Genomic DNA, 15,637 nt, shown 5'->3' on the forward strand with positions numbered 1-15,637 from the left:
TTATAAAATATTTTTAATACAATCTTTTCGTATAACTTTCTTCTAAAGAACGCGCAACATCCTCTTCTGAAGCATTCACTTTCGCATGCTCTAATAACATCTTCGCTGCTGAAGGTAGCTCTTTTTTATTTAACCACGATTCTGGATCCCACATTTTTGAACGTATAAAAGCTTTTGCACAATGGATATAGCACTCCTCTATCTCAACAACAATTCCAAGTAACGGATTACGTCCATTCGCCTGCATTTCTTTCAAAATTTCTTCATCGTTTGTAATATATGCTGTACCGTTTATTCGGAGTGTTTCCCCAAGACCAGGAATAAAAAAGATTAACCCTACATTTGGATTTGAAATAATATTTAAAATTGAATCTATACGACGATTGCCCGGCCTTTCTGGAATGATAATTTTATTATTATTTAATACATATACAAATCCAGGTGCGTCTCCTCTCGGCGAAGCATCACACTCTCCTAATTTATTTGCAGTAGATAATACTAGAAAAGGAGATTTAGACAGAAAATCTACGCAATGGTGATCTAGTGATGAAATAACTTTTTTCAAAGCTCGCTCACTTGGTTGCCCTAATATTTGTCGTAATTCTTCCTCAGTTGAAATTATTGATTTTATTTTCTTACTCTCTATCTTCACTAATAATCACTCCTTTTTCTTTATTTTCCCAAAATTCAATACAAATATTGTATAATAAAATTTGCAGAAAGGGGAATTAAAATGACAGAGTGGTTAACAATATTTGATCCTGAAAGAAATACACTTGGAAAGAAATTACGTGATGACGTGCATCGTGACGGTGATTGGCACGAAACATTTCATTGCTGGTTTGTAGAAAAAGATGCTGAGGATATGTTCTTATATTTCCAATTACGCTCTAAAAATAAAAAAGAAGCTCCAGGTATATGGGATATTACATCCGCCGGACATATTATGCATGATGAAGATGTACAAATTGGCGGTCTACGTGAAATTGAGGAAGAATTGGGTCTTTCCTTCCAAACGGCTGATTTAACATACAAAGGAATCTATAAAATAAATTATGAAATTTCAAACCTTACTGATCGTGAGTTTTGTCATATGTATTTTCACAATGTAATAAAGCCACTTCCATTTGCACCAGGTGAAGAAGTAGACGATGTGATGAAAGTACATGCAACTTCTTTTCTACAACTATTAAAAAGGGATATTTCATCTATAACGACTATTTCTGCTCTAAACAGTAAACCGATAACAATAGCATTTGAAGATATTTATCCGTATGATCTTGAATACTATGAATTTGTTGTAGAACAAGGCAAAGAATTGCTAAAAAATAATAGTTTGTAAATAAAATATGACTCCCAGCTAATAATACTCGGGAGTCATATTTTTTCCATTATTTCTCAAGTTTCTTTAAGCTTTTCTCCACTCGTATGATTAAACGTATAATTAACAATAGCATGACAGCCATAATCACTGCTGTTGTATGGGGATATCTAAACAATATACTAATAACACTTCCAATTAACATCATAATAAATCCATTTTGATTCATCACTTCTGCACTATACTTGTTACCCGCATCCCATAATTCCTTATTTTTCATTGATCGTTTCGTACGGTAACCGTATGCTGCGTTAATATCCGTTGGTGGATTTTTTTGAAGAATAAGTGCGGCAAGTATAAATATAATACCAATCAATATGCTTATTCCTATGTTTACTAGTGCATACATCAATCATATCCACCTCCTAACTTACACTTTCATTATACGATAAAACCCTGTATTTCCCAATTGATAACGCATTTATTTCCTTTCTTTCGATGTCTGGAACATACTTGGAAGTGTTACAAAACGTGCTCCTTTCGTTTTTAACTGTGGAATGATTTTGTCTAGCGCCTCTACTGATCCTTGTAAATGTCCACCTGGAGTTGAATGTTGAAGTATAACACTACCTGGAAATGAATTCCCTAACACATTATTTGTAATTGTATCAGCACTTACACCTTTCCAATCAACCGTATCAACACTCCACTGTACAATCATAAAATTTTGTTCTGTCGCCCACTTCAATTGATTTTCAAGTATTTCACCGTACGGCGGACGTATAAACTTCGGTGCATAACCAGCTAAACGATTTAATATTTCTTCCGTTTTTATAATTTGATTATGGTACTCAGCCTCATTTACTTTCGCTAAATTCGGATGACTATACGTATGATTACCAATTACATGCCCTTCATTAGCGATACGCTTTACTACATTTGGATACCTTTCTGCATTTTCACCAAGCAGGAAAAAAGTAGCTTTTACATTATGTTGTTTTAACTTATCTAAAATTTTTGGCGTAAATACTAAATCTGGTCCATCATCAAATGTAAGAGCCACTTCTGCTTTATTGTATGGTCCTGAAAATGCATACGCATATTTTTCGGCCCACGAAAATGGTGTCCATGACCCTCGATCCTCTTCTTTCATTTCGGCTTCATAATTTTGAGGAACATGTAATGCGTATGGCATCGCATTTACATAGTCTCCATAATAAAATGAATGATATGGCATATAAGCATACGAAATATTGCGTTCTAGCCCCAAAGGAAATGGAACGAACATTTCTGGTGAATAAAAATAATACATGATAAAAACCTCCCTAAAATTTCATATGTGATTCAGCTGCACTTTGTTAGAGAAATTCTTATTCATGAACAAAAATAAGACTGTCCGTAATTAGGACAGTCTTATTGATTTATATACTTAATAAATTACTTTACTATCTTTCGGTAATTTTCTTACATGCTTTAAATAACTCGACACTTTGTCATCGGCATCTTGCGGATATTGATATTCATAAGTGTTAGCAATTTCGTTCGCAACTTTCCTAAATAAATCACCCATTACGAAAAATGAATCCCAAATGTTTTCATATTCTGCATTTGAAAATGTCCTTTTAAACTGCTCCCAGACATCTTTTTCAACATATTGTTCGAAATACTTTCCAAACTTCCCAGCATTAACTGTAAACTCTGTTTTCATACCGATATGCCACTCTAGCATTACAACCAACATATCTCGTACAGGGCCTTCAAGCATCCCTTTCGCATAAGAAAGTTCCTCGCGCCACAATCCTTTTCCTACATTTGTACTGCACCACCAAAATTCATTACAGCAATCCAAAAACTCTTTTTCTGTAGGCTTTTTTATCGTGTAATCATTATCGTTTGCTGGTGCAAACTCGCCAATACAATTATCTTTATCAAGTAGCAATTTACTTAAACTATCCTGTCCAATAAATTTATTTATTAAATCCACTGGAACTAGCATTAAATCAATCCGGTTTCCATCCATAAACTGCATTAAATACGGAAATTTCCCGTCTTCATCCGCTGGAACTAACGACATTTCTTCCGGCATTTGCACAATCATTATTTCTCCAAATCTATTAATCCAACTATGATTACACGTAAAAGATTGTATATCTTTTACAACATAAATAATATCATAGTCTTGAAAACAATCTTTTTTCACATTTGGATTCACACGTGACCCATTCATGATGACAGCTCGAATTCTTTCATCCTCTTTTGCTGTATTTATAATTAAGTCTAGCATTTCTTTTTCCGTTCTCATCTACTCACAACCTCCAATTTTTTAATATAACATATAGCGTTATGTATATCGGAGGGCCACGAGCTAACTGCGTTGTACACGATACACGTTATAATTGTTCAAACATCTTTTTCATTCCACTTATCTCCTTACATCATTCTTTAACGACTGCCATTACAAATCCATCGTATCCTTTACTTCCGACAGTTTGAAGCGCTGTAGCACTTACACGTGGCTCAGCAGCTATTATCTCATAGAAACGACGTATCCCTTGTACACGAGGATCGCTGCTAGTATTGTCAATAACTTCTCCTTCACGTACTACGTTATCCCCAATAATTACAGTACCAGGGCGTGATAGTTTCAGTGCCCATTCAAAATAAGCAGGGTTATTTTGTTTATCCGCATCTATGAAAATAAAATCAAATGGTTCATACTTCTCATTTTCTATTTGTTTTAAAGAATCTAACGCTAATCCTAATCGTATTTCAATTCTATCATTCAAATTGGCACGCTCAATATTGCTCCGTGCAATTTCAGCATGCTTTTCACTTGCTTCTAATGTAACAATTCGCCCTCCAGATGGCAATGCTCTTGCAAGCCATATTGTACTATATCCGCCTAGAGTGCCAATTTCTAAAATGTTACGAGCTCCTTGGATTTGTACTAATAGTTGTAAAAACTTCCCTTGAGTTGGCGATACATCATGTGCCGGCAAATTAGCTGAAGCATTTGCTTGAAGAACTTCTTCTAATGTAGAATCTTTTGGTATTAATACATCACTCATATATTGATCAACAGCCGTCCATTTCTCAATCGTACTCATGTAAATACCATCTCCTTCAATTTTCCAATGCTTTTCTACCATTTATATTTGATTATACCAAAAATTCTGTCCTATAAACAAAAAGAAAGAAGGGACACCCACTCCATTACAGAATAGATATCCCTTCTTTTGTTTATAAATTCAGCCCTTACGGATTAGTAGACCAAAGTCCTGCTGATTTAATAAATGTACGTTTATTTAATTTCAGCTGCGCTACGATAAACTCTGCAATATCTTCCGCTTGCATTACTTTATCAGGGTTTCCATCAGTTAATCCTAAGTCTACAGCCATGTCAGTTGCTACTGTACTTGGAGTTAAAGCTGTTACACGGATATTATGTTTACGAACTTCCATTGCTAATGATTCTGTTAAGCCAAGAACACCAAATTTAGAAGCACTATATGCACTTGTTACAGGTGCACCTTTTTGTCCTGCTGTAGATGAAATATTAATAATATCACCAGATTGTTGTTCAATCATACTTGGTAAAGCTGCACGAGTTGCATAGTATACACCCATTAAGTTTACTTGAATGATTTTTTCCCAATCAGCAACGTCTAATTCTAAAAACTTACCGAATTTAGAAATACCAGCGTTATTAATTAAAATATCGATAGATCCTAAACCGTTTTTTAATGTTTCAATTGCAGTAGTTACCTCTTCATATGAAGATACGTCAGCAGTCGCAATAACAGCTTTTACGCCTTCTGCTTCTACTTCTTTCGCAACTGCTTTTAAGTTTTCTTCTGAACGAGCTAAAAGACCAACATTTACGCCTTCTTTCGCTAATGCGATCGCTACAGCGCGACCAATCCCTCTACCTGCTCCTGTAATTAAAGCATTTTTTCCTTGTAATAATTCTGCCAAGTGTAACACTCCTTAATCTTCTCAGTTGTTTATTATATTAAAAGTGTATCTATGTTTATGTAAAAAGGCAATGATGCACTTTTATGTGCGTAGGTTACTTATAGGTAACTATAGTAATGGTAAATGCATTTTTAAAGAAAAATAGTGTTAGAAGGCCTCCTTCTAACACTATTTTTCTTCATGATTTGGAATACGCACAATAAATTCTGTACCATTTCCTTCTACACTCTCAACTTTTATTTTTCCTTGATGAAGGTCGAGTACTTTTTTTACAATTGCTAGACCTAATCCACTTCCTCCATAAGCACGGTTTCGTGAAGAATCCGCTTTATAAAAACGTTCAAAAATATGTTGTTTCTGTTCTTCGGATATACCAATTCCCGTATCATGAATACTTACTTCCAAGAATTCCTTATGTTCTTTTAAATGAATTGTAATCGTGCCACCATTTGGTGTGAATTTAATACTGTTATGAATTAAATTAATCCATACTTGGCTCATACTTTCTTTGTCTGCAGTAACACACACTTTATCCATATCGAGATCTAACTCAAGTCCTTTTTCATCCCAAAGAGGCTCACTATTTAACACAATTTGTTTCAACTGTTGATCTAATCGATAAGTGGCTCTTTCTGGTGAATACTCCTCTGACTCTAAAAGTGTTAGCTTCAATAAATTTTGACTCAATTTAGATAATCGCGTTGTTTCAGTTTCAATAATAGTAAGATAATGTTTTCTTTTTTCAACTGGTAGATTATCATCTTGTAGCGCTCGAGCAAATCCCTTAATAGATGTTAATGGCGACTGTATTTCATGAGAAACATTCGATACAAATTCTTGTCTCATTTTCTCCATTGCATTAAGTTCATCCGTCATATCGTTAATACTTTTTACAAGCACACCAATTTCGCCATCATACTTTTCTTCATTCCGTATTTTTACAGAGAAGTCCCCTTTTGCAATTTTTTGTATCGGTTCAATGATCGTCCAAATCATCGCCTCTCGCTTCGGTCTCATTAAAATCCCGATTAATGTCCAAATAAGAACGATAAAAACAAAGCCGACCATATCACTAATTAGAAAACTAATAAAAGGCGATACGTTTATTTCAAAAGCTTTCATTAGACTAGACGATACAAAAAAGGCTATCGACCAAATTATAGTAAGAAAAGCAAAGAGCGCTACTATCGCCCCTATTACTTTTAACATCTTCATCTTACTCATTCTTTCTCTTTTTCTCATTTACTTACCTCTAAGCGATACCCTAAGCCCCTTATCGTCCTTATACTAAACTTCGATAGCTCTTCTTGAAACTTTTCACGCAACCGATTAATATGAACGTCTAGCGTGCGTTCATTCCCTTCAAAATCATATCCCCATACGTCTTCTATTAATTGCTCTCTTGAACAAGTTCTTCCCGCTTTAGATCCTAATGTAAAGAGCAACTCAAATTCTTTTAGCGGCAGCGTCACCGTTTGTTCTCCGGCGTTAACTTCAAATGTTTTACGATTTAACAGTACATTCCCAACTTGAATAGATTGCGATACTGTAATTTGGTAACGTTTCAATAATGCCTTCACTCTCACAACTAATTCTAAAGGATCAAATGGTTTTACAAGATAATCATCTGTTCCGAGGTGAAATCCTTTTACTTTTTGAGATGTTTCACCTTTAGCAGTCAGCATAAGAATTGGGATATCATAGTATTTTCTTAATTCATAACATAAATCAAACCCATCCATATTTGGCATCATAATATCAAGAATCGCCATATCGACTTTCACTTCTTCTATTTTTCGAAGAGCATCTAATCCATCAACGGCCTCATATGTTTGAAAACCTTCTCGTTCCAAAAATACAGAGACAAGTTCTCTAATGTGCGGATCATCATCTACAATTAAAATTTTGGGTATCAAGGAATCATATCCTTTCTGCTTAACATACTTTTTGGCACTCTAAAATCAACAATCAGTGAAGTGCCCCTTCACTGATTGTTTTCATTCTATAATGCTCCTTCTTTAATTTTCAATTGTTGCATTGCAAATTCACGGTACATGTCATGTGTCCGTAATAACTCATCATGTGAGCCACTTCCTGTAAGATTCCCTTTTTCAATAAAGATAATTTTATCTGCATCTACAACAGTAGAAAGTCTATGCGCAATAACTAAAGTTGTTCTACCTTTCATTAAGTTATTTAACGCCTTCTGAACAACCGATTCCGATTTACTATCAAGACTTGAAGTCGCTTCATCTAACATAAGGATTTGCGGATTTCGTAGTAACGCTCGAGCAATCGCAATTCGTTGTCTTTGCCCTCCAGAAAGCTTCACACCACGCTCTCCAACTTCTGTTGCGTATCCACTTGGTAAATCATGAATAAACGCATCAACATACGCCATCGCTGCTACTTTTTCAATTTCTTCATCCGTCACTTCACCCTCAACACCGTAACAAATATTATCACGAATCGTTCCATCAATTAACGGACTATCTTGTGAAACATAACCAATTTGACGTCGCCATGATTGTAATGAATATGCTGTAATTGGTTCTTTCCCTAATTTTATGAAACCACTAGTTGGCTCATAAAAACGTTCTAACAGCGAGAATAAAGTTGTTTTTCCGCTACCACTTGGTCCTACAATCGCCGTTACTTTTCCAGATTCAATCGTGAAATCGATATTTTCCAACACTTTCTCTTCTTCGTTATACTCAAAATGTACATTTTCAATAACGATCGACTGCTTCGCATTTGTAACATTCATACCTGTTTCATGATCTTCTACTTCATATTCTAAAATCGTATTAATTCTTTCGGTTGCACCAATTGCTTTTTGAAACTGAGTAAAGAACATAGATAACTGACTCATCGGCATAATAATTTGAACTAAATACAAAATAAATGCTACAAGTTCACCTGTTGTTAATGCACCACTAGAAACTCGCATTCCACCATACCCTACGATAATAACAAGCAATGCCATTAAAACAAACGACATAACAGGTGAAATTAATGCTTGCACTTTTCCTTCTTTCAAACCAAATTGCAATAATTTTTGGATACCTGTATTACCTGTTTCATATTCTTTTTTTTCCGTATTTGAAGATTTTACTAAACGAATTTCTGATAGTACTTGTGTTAATACACTAGTAAAAGAAGCCGTTTCATCTTGAAGTGCTTTTGAAATCTTATACATTTTCCGTCCAAGTGGAACTAAAATTAATACCGATAATGGAATAACCGTTAAAAGTAAAATTGTCATTTTCCAGTCTAAAACAAATAATACAATTAATGACCCAATAATTGAGATACCGCCTGTTAATAAGTTTGACAAATGCTCAGAAATTAATGTTTTAACAACACCTGTATCATTTGTCATACGACTAATTGTATCTCCCGTTCTGTTTTGATCATAATAAGACACTGGTAAAATAAGTACCTTTTTCCACAATCGTTCTCTAAGTCCAGCTACAATTTTTTGTCCAATATAATTCAGTAAATAAATTGACAATCCTGCAGCAATTGTTTGAATAATAAAGAATGCAATTAATCCAACAATTTGTCCCGTACTAATTGAAGAAAGTGAAAAATTATCAACTAAACCTTTTGTCAGCATTGGAATAAACAAACTCGCTCCAGTAGAAAGTAAGCTCATTATTAATGCAAAAATAAGAATGCCTTTCGGTGGATTTGTATCTTGAATGAGACGTAAAAACTGCCTCCAATTCCCTTTTTTCTTTTCTGTATTCCTAACTTCCATTGTCGTTCATCTCCTCGTTATAAACAAAACTATTCTTTCTAAAACTAGAATACGCTATAAATGTAAACTGAATGTAAACACACTTTTTTCTAATTTTACAAAATATACATATAAACTCATCTTTACAACAAGTATAAATATCTGATATTATTACCTGGTACTTATTATTATTCTATGTAAATTATAGACTACGCATAGAAAATATATAACTAATTTTATCAATTAGCTAATTTAAAACACTATATAAATCTCCAGCATTGAAAGGAGTATCCTTTTTGCAAACAAATAAACATTCCGAAAAGGAAACAATCATTTTTATTCATGGATTAGTTGGAAATCGCCGCGCCTTCAAAAAAGAGCATAAACGATTTTCTGCCTCCTACAACATTATAACTTATGATTTATTAGGTCACGGCGACGATAAAGGAGAAGCTATCGACTTTTCAATACAGCGCCTCGTAGATCAATTATTGAACTTGTATGAAAAAGAGGGAATTAAAAAGGCTCATATTTGTGCTCTAAGCTATGGCTGTTATATCTCTACGACATTTGCACAAATGCATCCAGAAAAAGTATTGAGTATTTGTCATATTGGTGGACATTATAATAACCCTTCCCGTTTATATAATGTTTTTCAGAATTTTTGGGAAAAACGTGGTGATGAATATTCATCTTGGCTTTCTCAGTATGCTAGTACTATTTTTCCAAGTGGAATACTAAGGGCAAATCCATTCGCTGTTATTTCACGAAATATTTATTACCGTTTCGGATTACAATTACACTCGTCCATTATTGCTGAGTCATTACGACACCGCTTAGAATTCGACTTAAAATCTAAATTAAAAGCACTTCCCCATCCTATATTATGGGTGATGGGAGAACATGATCATCTCTATAAATCTTGTCTCTTTGATTTGAAGTCCATTCTTCCGAACGTTTTATATAAAGAAATTCCATTAGCAGGTCATGCAGCAAACTTATTCCGTCCAAACTATTTTCATGATTTATATGCTAAGTTTTTGCATGGAAAATTGACATAAAGTGAAACTTTAATCAGCGGGGATTTGTCCATCCCCCGCTGATTATTATCCCGCAAATAGCAGGATAAATACTACTATACTGTTAGTTTATCCAACTATGAAAAAGGCTTCCCAAGTTTCCCTGGAAAGCCTTTTCTCTATACGAAAAGTATATAAAATACTTTTTCTTAGTATGCTTTTGTGTAACCTAATAGGTGCTTACTCCAGTAAGAGTTGCTTACAGAGCTAATGCGTACGCCAGTTGCGTCAGTTTCTGCACTGATGAACTGTCCATTACCTAAGTAAACGCCCATGTGAGAAGGACCTGATTTATAAGTATTTTGGAAGTATACTAAATCACCTGGTTGTGGACTGTTAGTCTTTGTTTTAGAGCTCCAGTATCCAGCAACTGTTTGACGAGCGCCTTTATGACCAGTTTGATTTAATACGTAGTGAATGAATCCACTGCAGTCAAAACCAGCAGGTGTTGTACCAGCAGTTCTGTATGGTGAACCATTTAAAGATCTAGCGAATCCAGCGATTGAAGATGTATCTCCACCTGTTGGTGCTGTTGGTTTTTGTACTTGGTTCGTACCTTGGTTCGTACCTTGGTTCGTACCTTGGTTACCACCAGTAACTACATTGTTCACTCCGCCTTTTACAAACTTAACAAAGTCTGCACTTACGTAACCAGTGCGGCCATTATGGTTAATTTTATACCAACCATTTTCAGCGCCAGTAACGTTTAATACTGTACCATTTGTTACCCCACCAATTACAGGGTTATATGTAGCTGGACCTGTACGTACTTTTAAAGCACCTGTGTTAACAACATATGATCCACCAGTTTGAACTGTAGTAGTATTGTTGTTGTTTGTAGTTGGTTGCTGAGTTTCGTTAGACACAGCTGAACCACCTTTTGTTACGAAGTCTTTGCTTACGTATCCAGTTCCACCATTGAAGTTAATTTTAAACCAATCTTGAACTTCACCTACAACTTGAACTGTTTTTCCTTTATTTACAGAACCTAAAACAGTATGAGATGCACTTGGGCCTGTACGTACGTTTAATGAAGAAACGTTTACTGTGTAAGTGCCTGTTCCTTGCTGAACAGTAGTAGTAGTTCCTTTGTTGCCACCAGTTGTTACGAAGTCCCCACTTACATAACCTGTTTGACCGTTTACACTAACTTTGAACCAACCATTTTCTTGTCCAATTACTTGAAGTACTTGACCTGATTTCACTTTAGAAATAACGTCATGTCCTGTACCAGCACCTGAACGTACATTTAATACATCAGCTGTTACTGTGTATTTTAATTCAGAAGTTGTTTCTACCGTTTTTGTTTCAGTTACAGTCGTTTGAGTTTGAGTTTGTCCATTAATTTCTTTTAGCGCATCATTTGAAACTTGTGCATGAGCAGAATCCATTCCAGGAACTGCTACACCTACTACAGATGCTGCTGCTAAACCTGCGATTACTTTTTTCATAAGTTGTCTTTACTTCCTTTCCCTACTATCCTCTTGAGAAAACTATAAACTTAGTACTTTACAATATTATCAAAGTAAAATATTCATCCAGTTCCATTTTTTAGCAAGAGTTTTATTTTTCACACATCATTTATTTTAAACGATTGAAGTGAATTTAGTGTGAACTTCATGTGAACTTTATCATTAAACAGTGTGTTTTTGCAATGCTTTTTTCAAATTTCTTATGTATTTCATTGAAAATTCGACATTCCATTCATTATCTTAATATATATTTTTCTTTTGCTATCCACTTTAAAAAATTCTATTAATCTAATACAATGAAAAGAATGTATTTTCTAGTAAAGTCCCTTCCATGAAGCATACTCTTATCATGACAAAAAATGCTTTTTTATCAATAGTATAATATTTTCAAAAAACTTTTTTTGATATATCCATCGTTTTTAAAAGATTTGACGATTTGTAAGATTTAACCCCAAAAATCCTGTTCTAATTTGACGAAAATACACATTCCACTATCTATTTTTCACTATCCATGGAATTTTCAGGATATTTATATTATCATATATAAAGTAGGATTTTAATCCATACAAATTTTATTCACCCCACACTGAAACCAATCGAACTTTTACAGGTCGGTATTCTATACGTATCATTGAATTTTGATATGGAAGCCTTACTGCCCGCAAATAGTGAGATGAAAAAAGGAGATATATTTATGAAAAACATAATAGATGATCCTATAAATAAAAATATAGAACTGTACTATGCTTTTTTTCAATTCGTTTCAATTATAACATTACAAAAAGTATCAACTATTGAAACACGTAAAAACAAATTAAAAAATCAGATGAAAAATTCCTACAAAAAAAATCCTTACTACTTATAAAAGGTGAACAGATTATATCTCTGTTCACCTTTTATTTTTTATTTTATTTGTAAATTTTCACACGAGTTTCTAATGGCTGATATTCTTTATCTCCTGCCGAAACTACCGGTTTACCAAATGGCATTTGCGCAGTTAACTTCCAGTTTTCAGGTACATCCCATTCTTTCCTTACTTCTTCATCAATCAACGGATTATAATGCTGCAATGTAGCACCAAAACCTTCAATCTCTAATGCTGTCCAAATCGCAAATTGCAACATTCCAGAAGATTGCTGAGACCATGTAGGAAAATTATCTTTATATAGTGCAAAGTTCTCTTGCAAACTTTCTACTACTTTACTATCTTCAAAATACAAAACTGTCCCATAGCCACTTTTAAATGCATTCATTTTCTCTTCAGTAGGTGCAAAATTATTTTCTGGCACAATTTTTCGTAACGTTTCTTTCGTAACATTCCATAATTTGTCGTGTTGTTCACCTAGTAATACAACAACTCTTGCACTTTGAGAATTAAAAGCCGAAGGTGTATGTTTCACAGCATGATAAATCACTTCTTGAATTCTTTCATCAGAAACTACTTGCTCTTTACTAATCGCGTAAATAGATCTTCTGTCTTCAATTGCTGAGTAAAAATCTTTTGCCATTACAATTCCCTCCAATTTTTCATTTGAGGCAGTATCATATGTACGAAGCATATAATGCCCCTTGAACTTATTATTAAGTTAAGAACTTATTATTAATAAGTTCTTAACTTAATAATATCAACAAACAAAAACAAACTCAAATGATATCACTTAAGTTTTTACTTCCTATACGTCAAAGAAAAAAAACAGTTTATCGTCACCAAAATCAAGGTTCAATAAACTGTCTGTCTTATTTTTATAACAATCTCATTTACTTCTTTCTTCACCTAATTAAGTAATTGAAATGCATAGGACATTAATTTATTTGTTTCTGTAAAACGTTTTGTTTTACTTTTTGTCCCCATAACAACTGTAATAATACGATTATCGCCTTGTTTTGCAGTACCTGTAAAACAATACCCTGCGCTATCTGTAAATCCTGTTTTTAATCCGTCTATTCCTTCTATATATAAAGCTTTATTATTTTTGTTTAACATCTCATTTGTGTTTGTAACATTAATATTATTAAATGCTAACTGACTTTGACGTAAGTGAGTCACTTCTAATATCTCTGGATAGTCTTTTATAAGATGATACGCTAATTTCGCTACGTCAGCTGCTGTCATTTTTGTTTCACTTCCGTCGGGCTCCTGCAATCCGGAAGCATTTGCGAATTTAGCTTTATCTGACATTTCTAACTGCTTTGCTTTTTCATTCATAAGTTGAACGAAGTTTTTTTCTGTCTTAGCTACATGTTCCGCTAAAGCGACAGCCGAATTATTAGCTGATTCAATCATTAACGCATGATATAAGTCCTTAACAGTTAATGTATCATTTGCTTGCATCGGGATTTTTGCACCCTCTGTTTGTGCCGACTTTTCACTTATTTTCACTGGATCTTCCCAGTGGACTTTCCCATTATGTATACTCTCTAAAACGAGATATGCTGTCATCATTTTTGACATACTAGCAGGGGCAACAGCTTCATTTTCATTATTTTGATAAATAACTTCTCCATTACTCGCATCGATAATAATAGCTGCTTTTGCATCAATTTCTGGTGGTATATATTTTGGTGGAACTACTTTTTCAGATAGCCCTGTTTTAGGTAGCTCTGCCACTTGTAAAGGCTGAGTATCTACATTTATTTCACTCTTTTGAACTCCTTGGAAGAAGAACCAACATATACCCAGAATTACTACTAATAGGATTGTTAATCTTCCCCATTTTAACCGCTTCATTCTAAAACTCCTTTAGCAACCTTTTATACACTCATGTTTAACCATAACAACAATTACTTTATATCGTCAAGGTAAAAAGTATATTTATTCATCTACAGCAATTATAATTTCAACCTCGTTCTCTTTTTCATATGTGTTACACTAAAAACAACAAAATATAAGAATATTCAATAACATCGAACCACAAAAACACTATATAATAGAAAGGATTTATACAAATGATACTTCCAAAAGCATTGAAATATGGCGATACAATTGGCATCTACTCTCCCTCTTCACCAGTAACCTATACTTCTCCAAAGAGATTTGAGCGAGCAAAATTATACTTAGAACAGAAAGGTTTTCATATATTAGAAGGTTCACTAACAGGTCAATATGATTATTATCGCTCCGGGAGCATTAAAGAACGTGCTGATGAATTAAATGACTTGATTAGAAACCCTAACGTCTCTTGTATCATGTCGACAATTGGGGGACTGAATTCAAATTCATTACTACCTTATATTGATTATGAGACTTTTCAAAAGAATCCTAAATTAATGATTGGCTATTCAGACACAACAGCATTATTACTAGGAATTTATGCAAAAACAGGAATTCCTACATTTTATGGTCCAGCACTTGTTCCTTCTTTTGGTGAATTTGAGCCTTTCGTAGATTGCACGTACAAATATTTTGCGGATACTTTATTAACTGATCAACACCTTCCTTACAACATAAACCAGCCATTATTTTGGTCAGATGAATTTATTAATTGGGAAGAAAAAACGAAAGAAAAAGATCTTCGACCGAACAATTGGATTTCAGTAATTGGTGGGAAAGCTACTGGACGTATTATTGGTGGGAATTTAAATACTATACAAGGTATTTGGGGTAGCCCCTATATGCCACTTATTCAAGATGGTGACATTCTCTTTATTGAAGATAGCTCAAAAGATGCAGCTACTATCGAAAGAAGTTTTTCATTACTTAAAATTAACGGCGTTTTTGATAAAGTTTCAGGTATCATCCTTGGAAAACATGAGCAATTTGATGATTGTGGTACAAATAGAAAACCTTACGAAATATTATTAGAAGTATTACAAAATCAAAAACTTCCTTTTCTAGCCGATTTTGACTGTTGTCATACTCATCCAATGATTACTTTGCCAATAGGTATTCAAATAGAGATGGATGCAACAAATAAAACGATACAAATTATAGAACAGTGGAAAATCTAACTCTACTAGCTCTATTATTTTCAGCTCTAAAGCTACGCATTGCCTCCTATTGTTTTACATTAGAAGACATGATACTATATATTTTGGAATGTGAAGGAAT

The 15,637-nt window shown here is 34.0% G+C and carries 16 protein-coding genes; 4 read left to right on the plus strand and 12 right to left on the minus strand.

The genetic code is table 11. From position 1 onward, the window contains the following. Nucleotides 1–13 precede the first annotated feature (13 nt). Nucleotides 14–652 (minus strand): pyridoxamine 5'-phosphate oxidase family protein, encoded by a 639-nt coding sequence (locus tag MR155_RS06070; protein ID WP_219302041.1) that lies wholly within the window; start codon nucleotides 650–652, stop codon nucleotides 14–16. 81 nt (nucleotides 653–733) lie between these two features. Here MR155_RS06070 and MR155_RS06075 point away from each other — a divergent pair, with 81 nt between their 5' ends. Beyond that, on the plus strand, nucleotides 734–1,342 hold the full coding sequence (locus MR155_RS06075; RefSeq protein WP_242308686.1) for an NUDIX hydrolase: 609 nt from the start codon (nucleotides 734–736) through the stop codon (nucleotides 1,340–1,342). A gap of 49 nt (nucleotides 1,343–1,391) precedes the next feature. Here MR155_RS06075 and MR155_RS06080 read toward each other — a convergent pair whose 3' ends face one another. From MR155_RS06080 to MR155_RS06115, 8 genes are all read right to left on the minus strand, one after another. Further along, nucleotides 1,392–1,730 carry an SdpI family protein gene (locus tag MR155_RS06080; protein ID WP_242308932.1) on the minus strand — a complete coding sequence of 113 codons (339 nt, stop codon included), beginning with the start codon at nucleotides 1,728–1,730 and terminating at the stop codon, nucleotides 1,392–1,394. A 72-nt stretch (nucleotides 1,731–1,802) separates the two neighbouring features. Further along, entirely contained in the window at nucleotides 1,803–2,633 is an 831-nt protein-coding gene (locus tag MR155_RS06085) for a peptidoglycan-N-acetylglucosamine deacetylase (protein WP_016094238.1), read from the minus strand. Nucleotides 2,634–2,750: 117 nt separating this feature from the next. Then, a complete protein-coding gene (locus MR155_RS06090; protein WP_219302038.1) occupies nucleotides 2,751–3,623 on the minus strand; it encodes an aminoglycoside 6-adenylyltransferase in 873 nt (290 codons plus the stop codon). A gap of 133 nt (nucleotides 3,624–3,756) precedes the next feature. Further along, nucleotides 3,757–4,428 carry an O-methyltransferase gene (locus MR155_RS06095; RefSeq protein WP_219302037.1) on the minus strand — a complete coding sequence of 224 codons (672 nt, stop codon included), beginning with the start codon at nucleotides 4,426–4,428 and terminating at the stop codon, nucleotides 3,757–3,759. A 148-nt stretch (nucleotides 4,429–4,576) separates the two neighbouring features. Beyond that, nucleotides 4,577–5,296, minus strand: a complete 720-nt coding sequence (locus MR155_RS06100; RefSeq protein ID WP_000818985.1) for a 3-ketoacyl-ACP reductase — start codon at nucleotides 5,294–5,296, stop codon at nucleotides 4,577–4,579. Between the two features lie 168 nt (nucleotides 5,297–5,464). After that, nucleotides 5,465–6,538 carry an envelope stress sensor histidine kinase HitS gene (hitS, locus tag MR155_RS06105; RefSeq protein ID WP_002135757.1) on the minus strand — a complete coding sequence of 358 codons (1,074 nt, stop codon included), beginning with the start codon at nucleotides 6,536–6,538 and terminating at the stop codon, nucleotides 5,465–5,467. Further along, complete coding sequence (gene hitR, locus MR155_RS06110; protein WP_085310518.1) at nucleotides 6,535–7,212, minus strand: envelope stress response regulator transcription factor HitR; 678 nt, start codon at nucleotides 7,210–7,212, stop codon at nucleotides 6,535–6,537. Before hitR ends, hitS begins: the two co-directional genes overlap by 4 nt. A gap of 86 nt (nucleotides 7,213–7,298) precedes the next feature. Next, complete coding sequence (locus MR155_RS06115; RefSeq protein WP_113938236.1) at nucleotides 7,299–9,059, minus strand: ABC transporter ATP-binding protein; 1,761 nt, start codon at nucleotides 9,057–9,059, stop codon at nucleotides 7,299–7,301. Between the two features lie 275 nt (nucleotides 9,060–9,334). On the opposite strand from MR155_RS06115, the gene MR155_RS06120 reads away from it, so the two are divergent. Then, on the plus strand, nucleotides 9,335–10,099 hold the full coding sequence (locus MR155_RS06120) for an alpha/beta fold hydrolase (protein WP_002135756.1): 765 nt from the start codon (nucleotides 9,335–9,337) through the stop codon (nucleotides 10,097–10,099). A gap of 167 nt (nucleotides 10,100–10,266) precedes the next feature. Here MR155_RS06120 and entFM read toward each other — a convergent pair whose 3' ends face one another. Next, nucleotides 10,267–11,568 carry an enterotoxin EntFM gene (gene entFM / locus MR155_RS06125; protein ID WP_242308688.1) on the minus strand — a complete coding sequence of 434 codons (1,302 nt, stop codon included), beginning with the start codon at nucleotides 11,566–11,568 and terminating at the stop codon, nucleotides 10,267–10,269. A 715-nt stretch (nucleotides 11,569–12,283) separates the two neighbouring features. On the opposite strand from entFM, the gene MR155_RS06130 reads away from it, so the two are divergent. Beyond that, nucleotides 12,284–12,454, plus strand: a complete 171-nt coding sequence (locus tag MR155_RS06130; RefSeq protein ID WP_002086168.1) for a hypothetical protein — start codon at nucleotides 12,284–12,286, stop codon at nucleotides 12,452–12,454. Between the two features lie 43 nt (nucleotides 12,455–12,497). Here MR155_RS06130 and MR155_RS06135 read toward each other — a convergent pair whose 3' ends face one another. Next, a complete protein-coding gene (locus MR155_RS06135) occupies nucleotides 12,498–13,097 on the minus strand; it encodes a nitroreductase family protein (protein ID WP_113938303.1) in 600 nt (199 codons plus the stop codon). A gap of 266 nt (nucleotides 13,098–13,363) precedes the next feature. Beyond that, nucleotides 13,364–14,317 carry a D-alanyl-D-alanine carboxypeptidase family protein gene (locus MR155_RS06140; RefSeq protein ID WP_242308690.1) on the minus strand — a complete coding sequence of 318 codons (954 nt, stop codon included), beginning with the start codon at nucleotides 14,315–14,317 and terminating at the stop codon, nucleotides 13,364–13,366. 218 nt (nucleotides 14,318–14,535) lie between these two features. Between MR155_RS06140 and MR155_RS06145 the strand changes: the two genes are divergently transcribed. Beyond that, the gene (locus MR155_RS06145) at nucleotides 14,536–15,537 is read left to right on the plus strand and encodes a S66 family peptidase (protein WP_219302032.1); all 1,002 of its coding nucleotides are present in this window, start codon (nucleotides 14,536–14,538) and stop codon (nucleotides 15,535–15,537) included. Nucleotides 15,538–15,637 lie beyond the last annotated feature (100 nt).

The organism is Bacillus cereus group sp. BfR-BA-01331 (assembly GCF_022663915.1).
Lineage (GTDB): Bacteria > Bacillota > Bacilli > Bacillales > Bacillaceae_G > Bacillus_A > Bacillus_A mycoides.

Excerpts from the sequence above, each read along its gene's own strand:
- MR155_RS06135 (WP_113938303.1), bottom strand. The coding sequence starts at position 13,097 with ATGGCAAAAGATTTTTACTCAGCAATTGAAGACAGAAGATCTATTTAC.
- MR155_RS06145 (WP_219302032.1), top strand. The coding sequence starts at position 14,536 with ATGATACTTCCAAAAGCATTGAAATATGGCGATACAATTGGCATCTAC.
- MR155_RS06140 (WP_242308690.1), bottom strand. The coding sequence starts at position 14,317 with ATGAAGCGGTTAAAATGGGGAAGATTAACAATCCTATTAGTAGTAATT.
- MR155_RS06130 (WP_002086168.1), top strand. The coding sequence starts at position 12,284 with ATGAAAAACATAATAGATGATCCTATAAATAAAAATATAGAACTGTAC.
- MR155_RS06090 (WP_219302038.1), bottom strand. The coding sequence starts at position 3,623 with ATGAGAACGGAAAAAGAAATGCTAGACTTAATTATAAATACAGCAAAA.
- MR155_RS06075 (WP_242308686.1), top strand. The coding sequence starts at position 734 with ATGACAGAGTGGTTAACAATATTTGATCCTGAAAGAAATACACTTGGA.
- MR155_RS06095 (WP_219302037.1), bottom strand. The coding sequence starts at position 4,428 with ATGAGTACGATTGAGAAATGGACGGCTGTTGATCAATATATGAGTGAT.
- entFM (WP_242308688.1), bottom strand. The coding sequence starts at position 11,568 with ATGAAAAAAGTAATCGCAGGTTTAGCAGCAGCATCTGTAGTAGGTGTA.
- MR155_RS06085 (WP_016094238.1), bottom strand. The coding sequence starts at position 2,633 with ATGTATTATTTTTATTCACCAGAAATGTTCGTTCCATTTCCTTTGGGG.
- MR155_RS06115 (WP_113938236.1), bottom strand. The coding sequence starts at position 9,059 with ATGGAAGTTAGGAATACAGAAAAGAAAAAAGGGAATTGGAGGCAGTTT.
- hitS (WP_002135757.1), bottom strand. The coding sequence starts at position 6,538 with ATGAGAAAAAGAGAAAGAATGAGTAAGATGAAGATGTTAAAAGTAATA.
- MR155_RS06080 (WP_242308932.1), bottom strand. The coding sequence starts at position 1,730 with ATGTATGCACTAGTAAACATAGGAATAAGCATATTGATTGGTATTATA.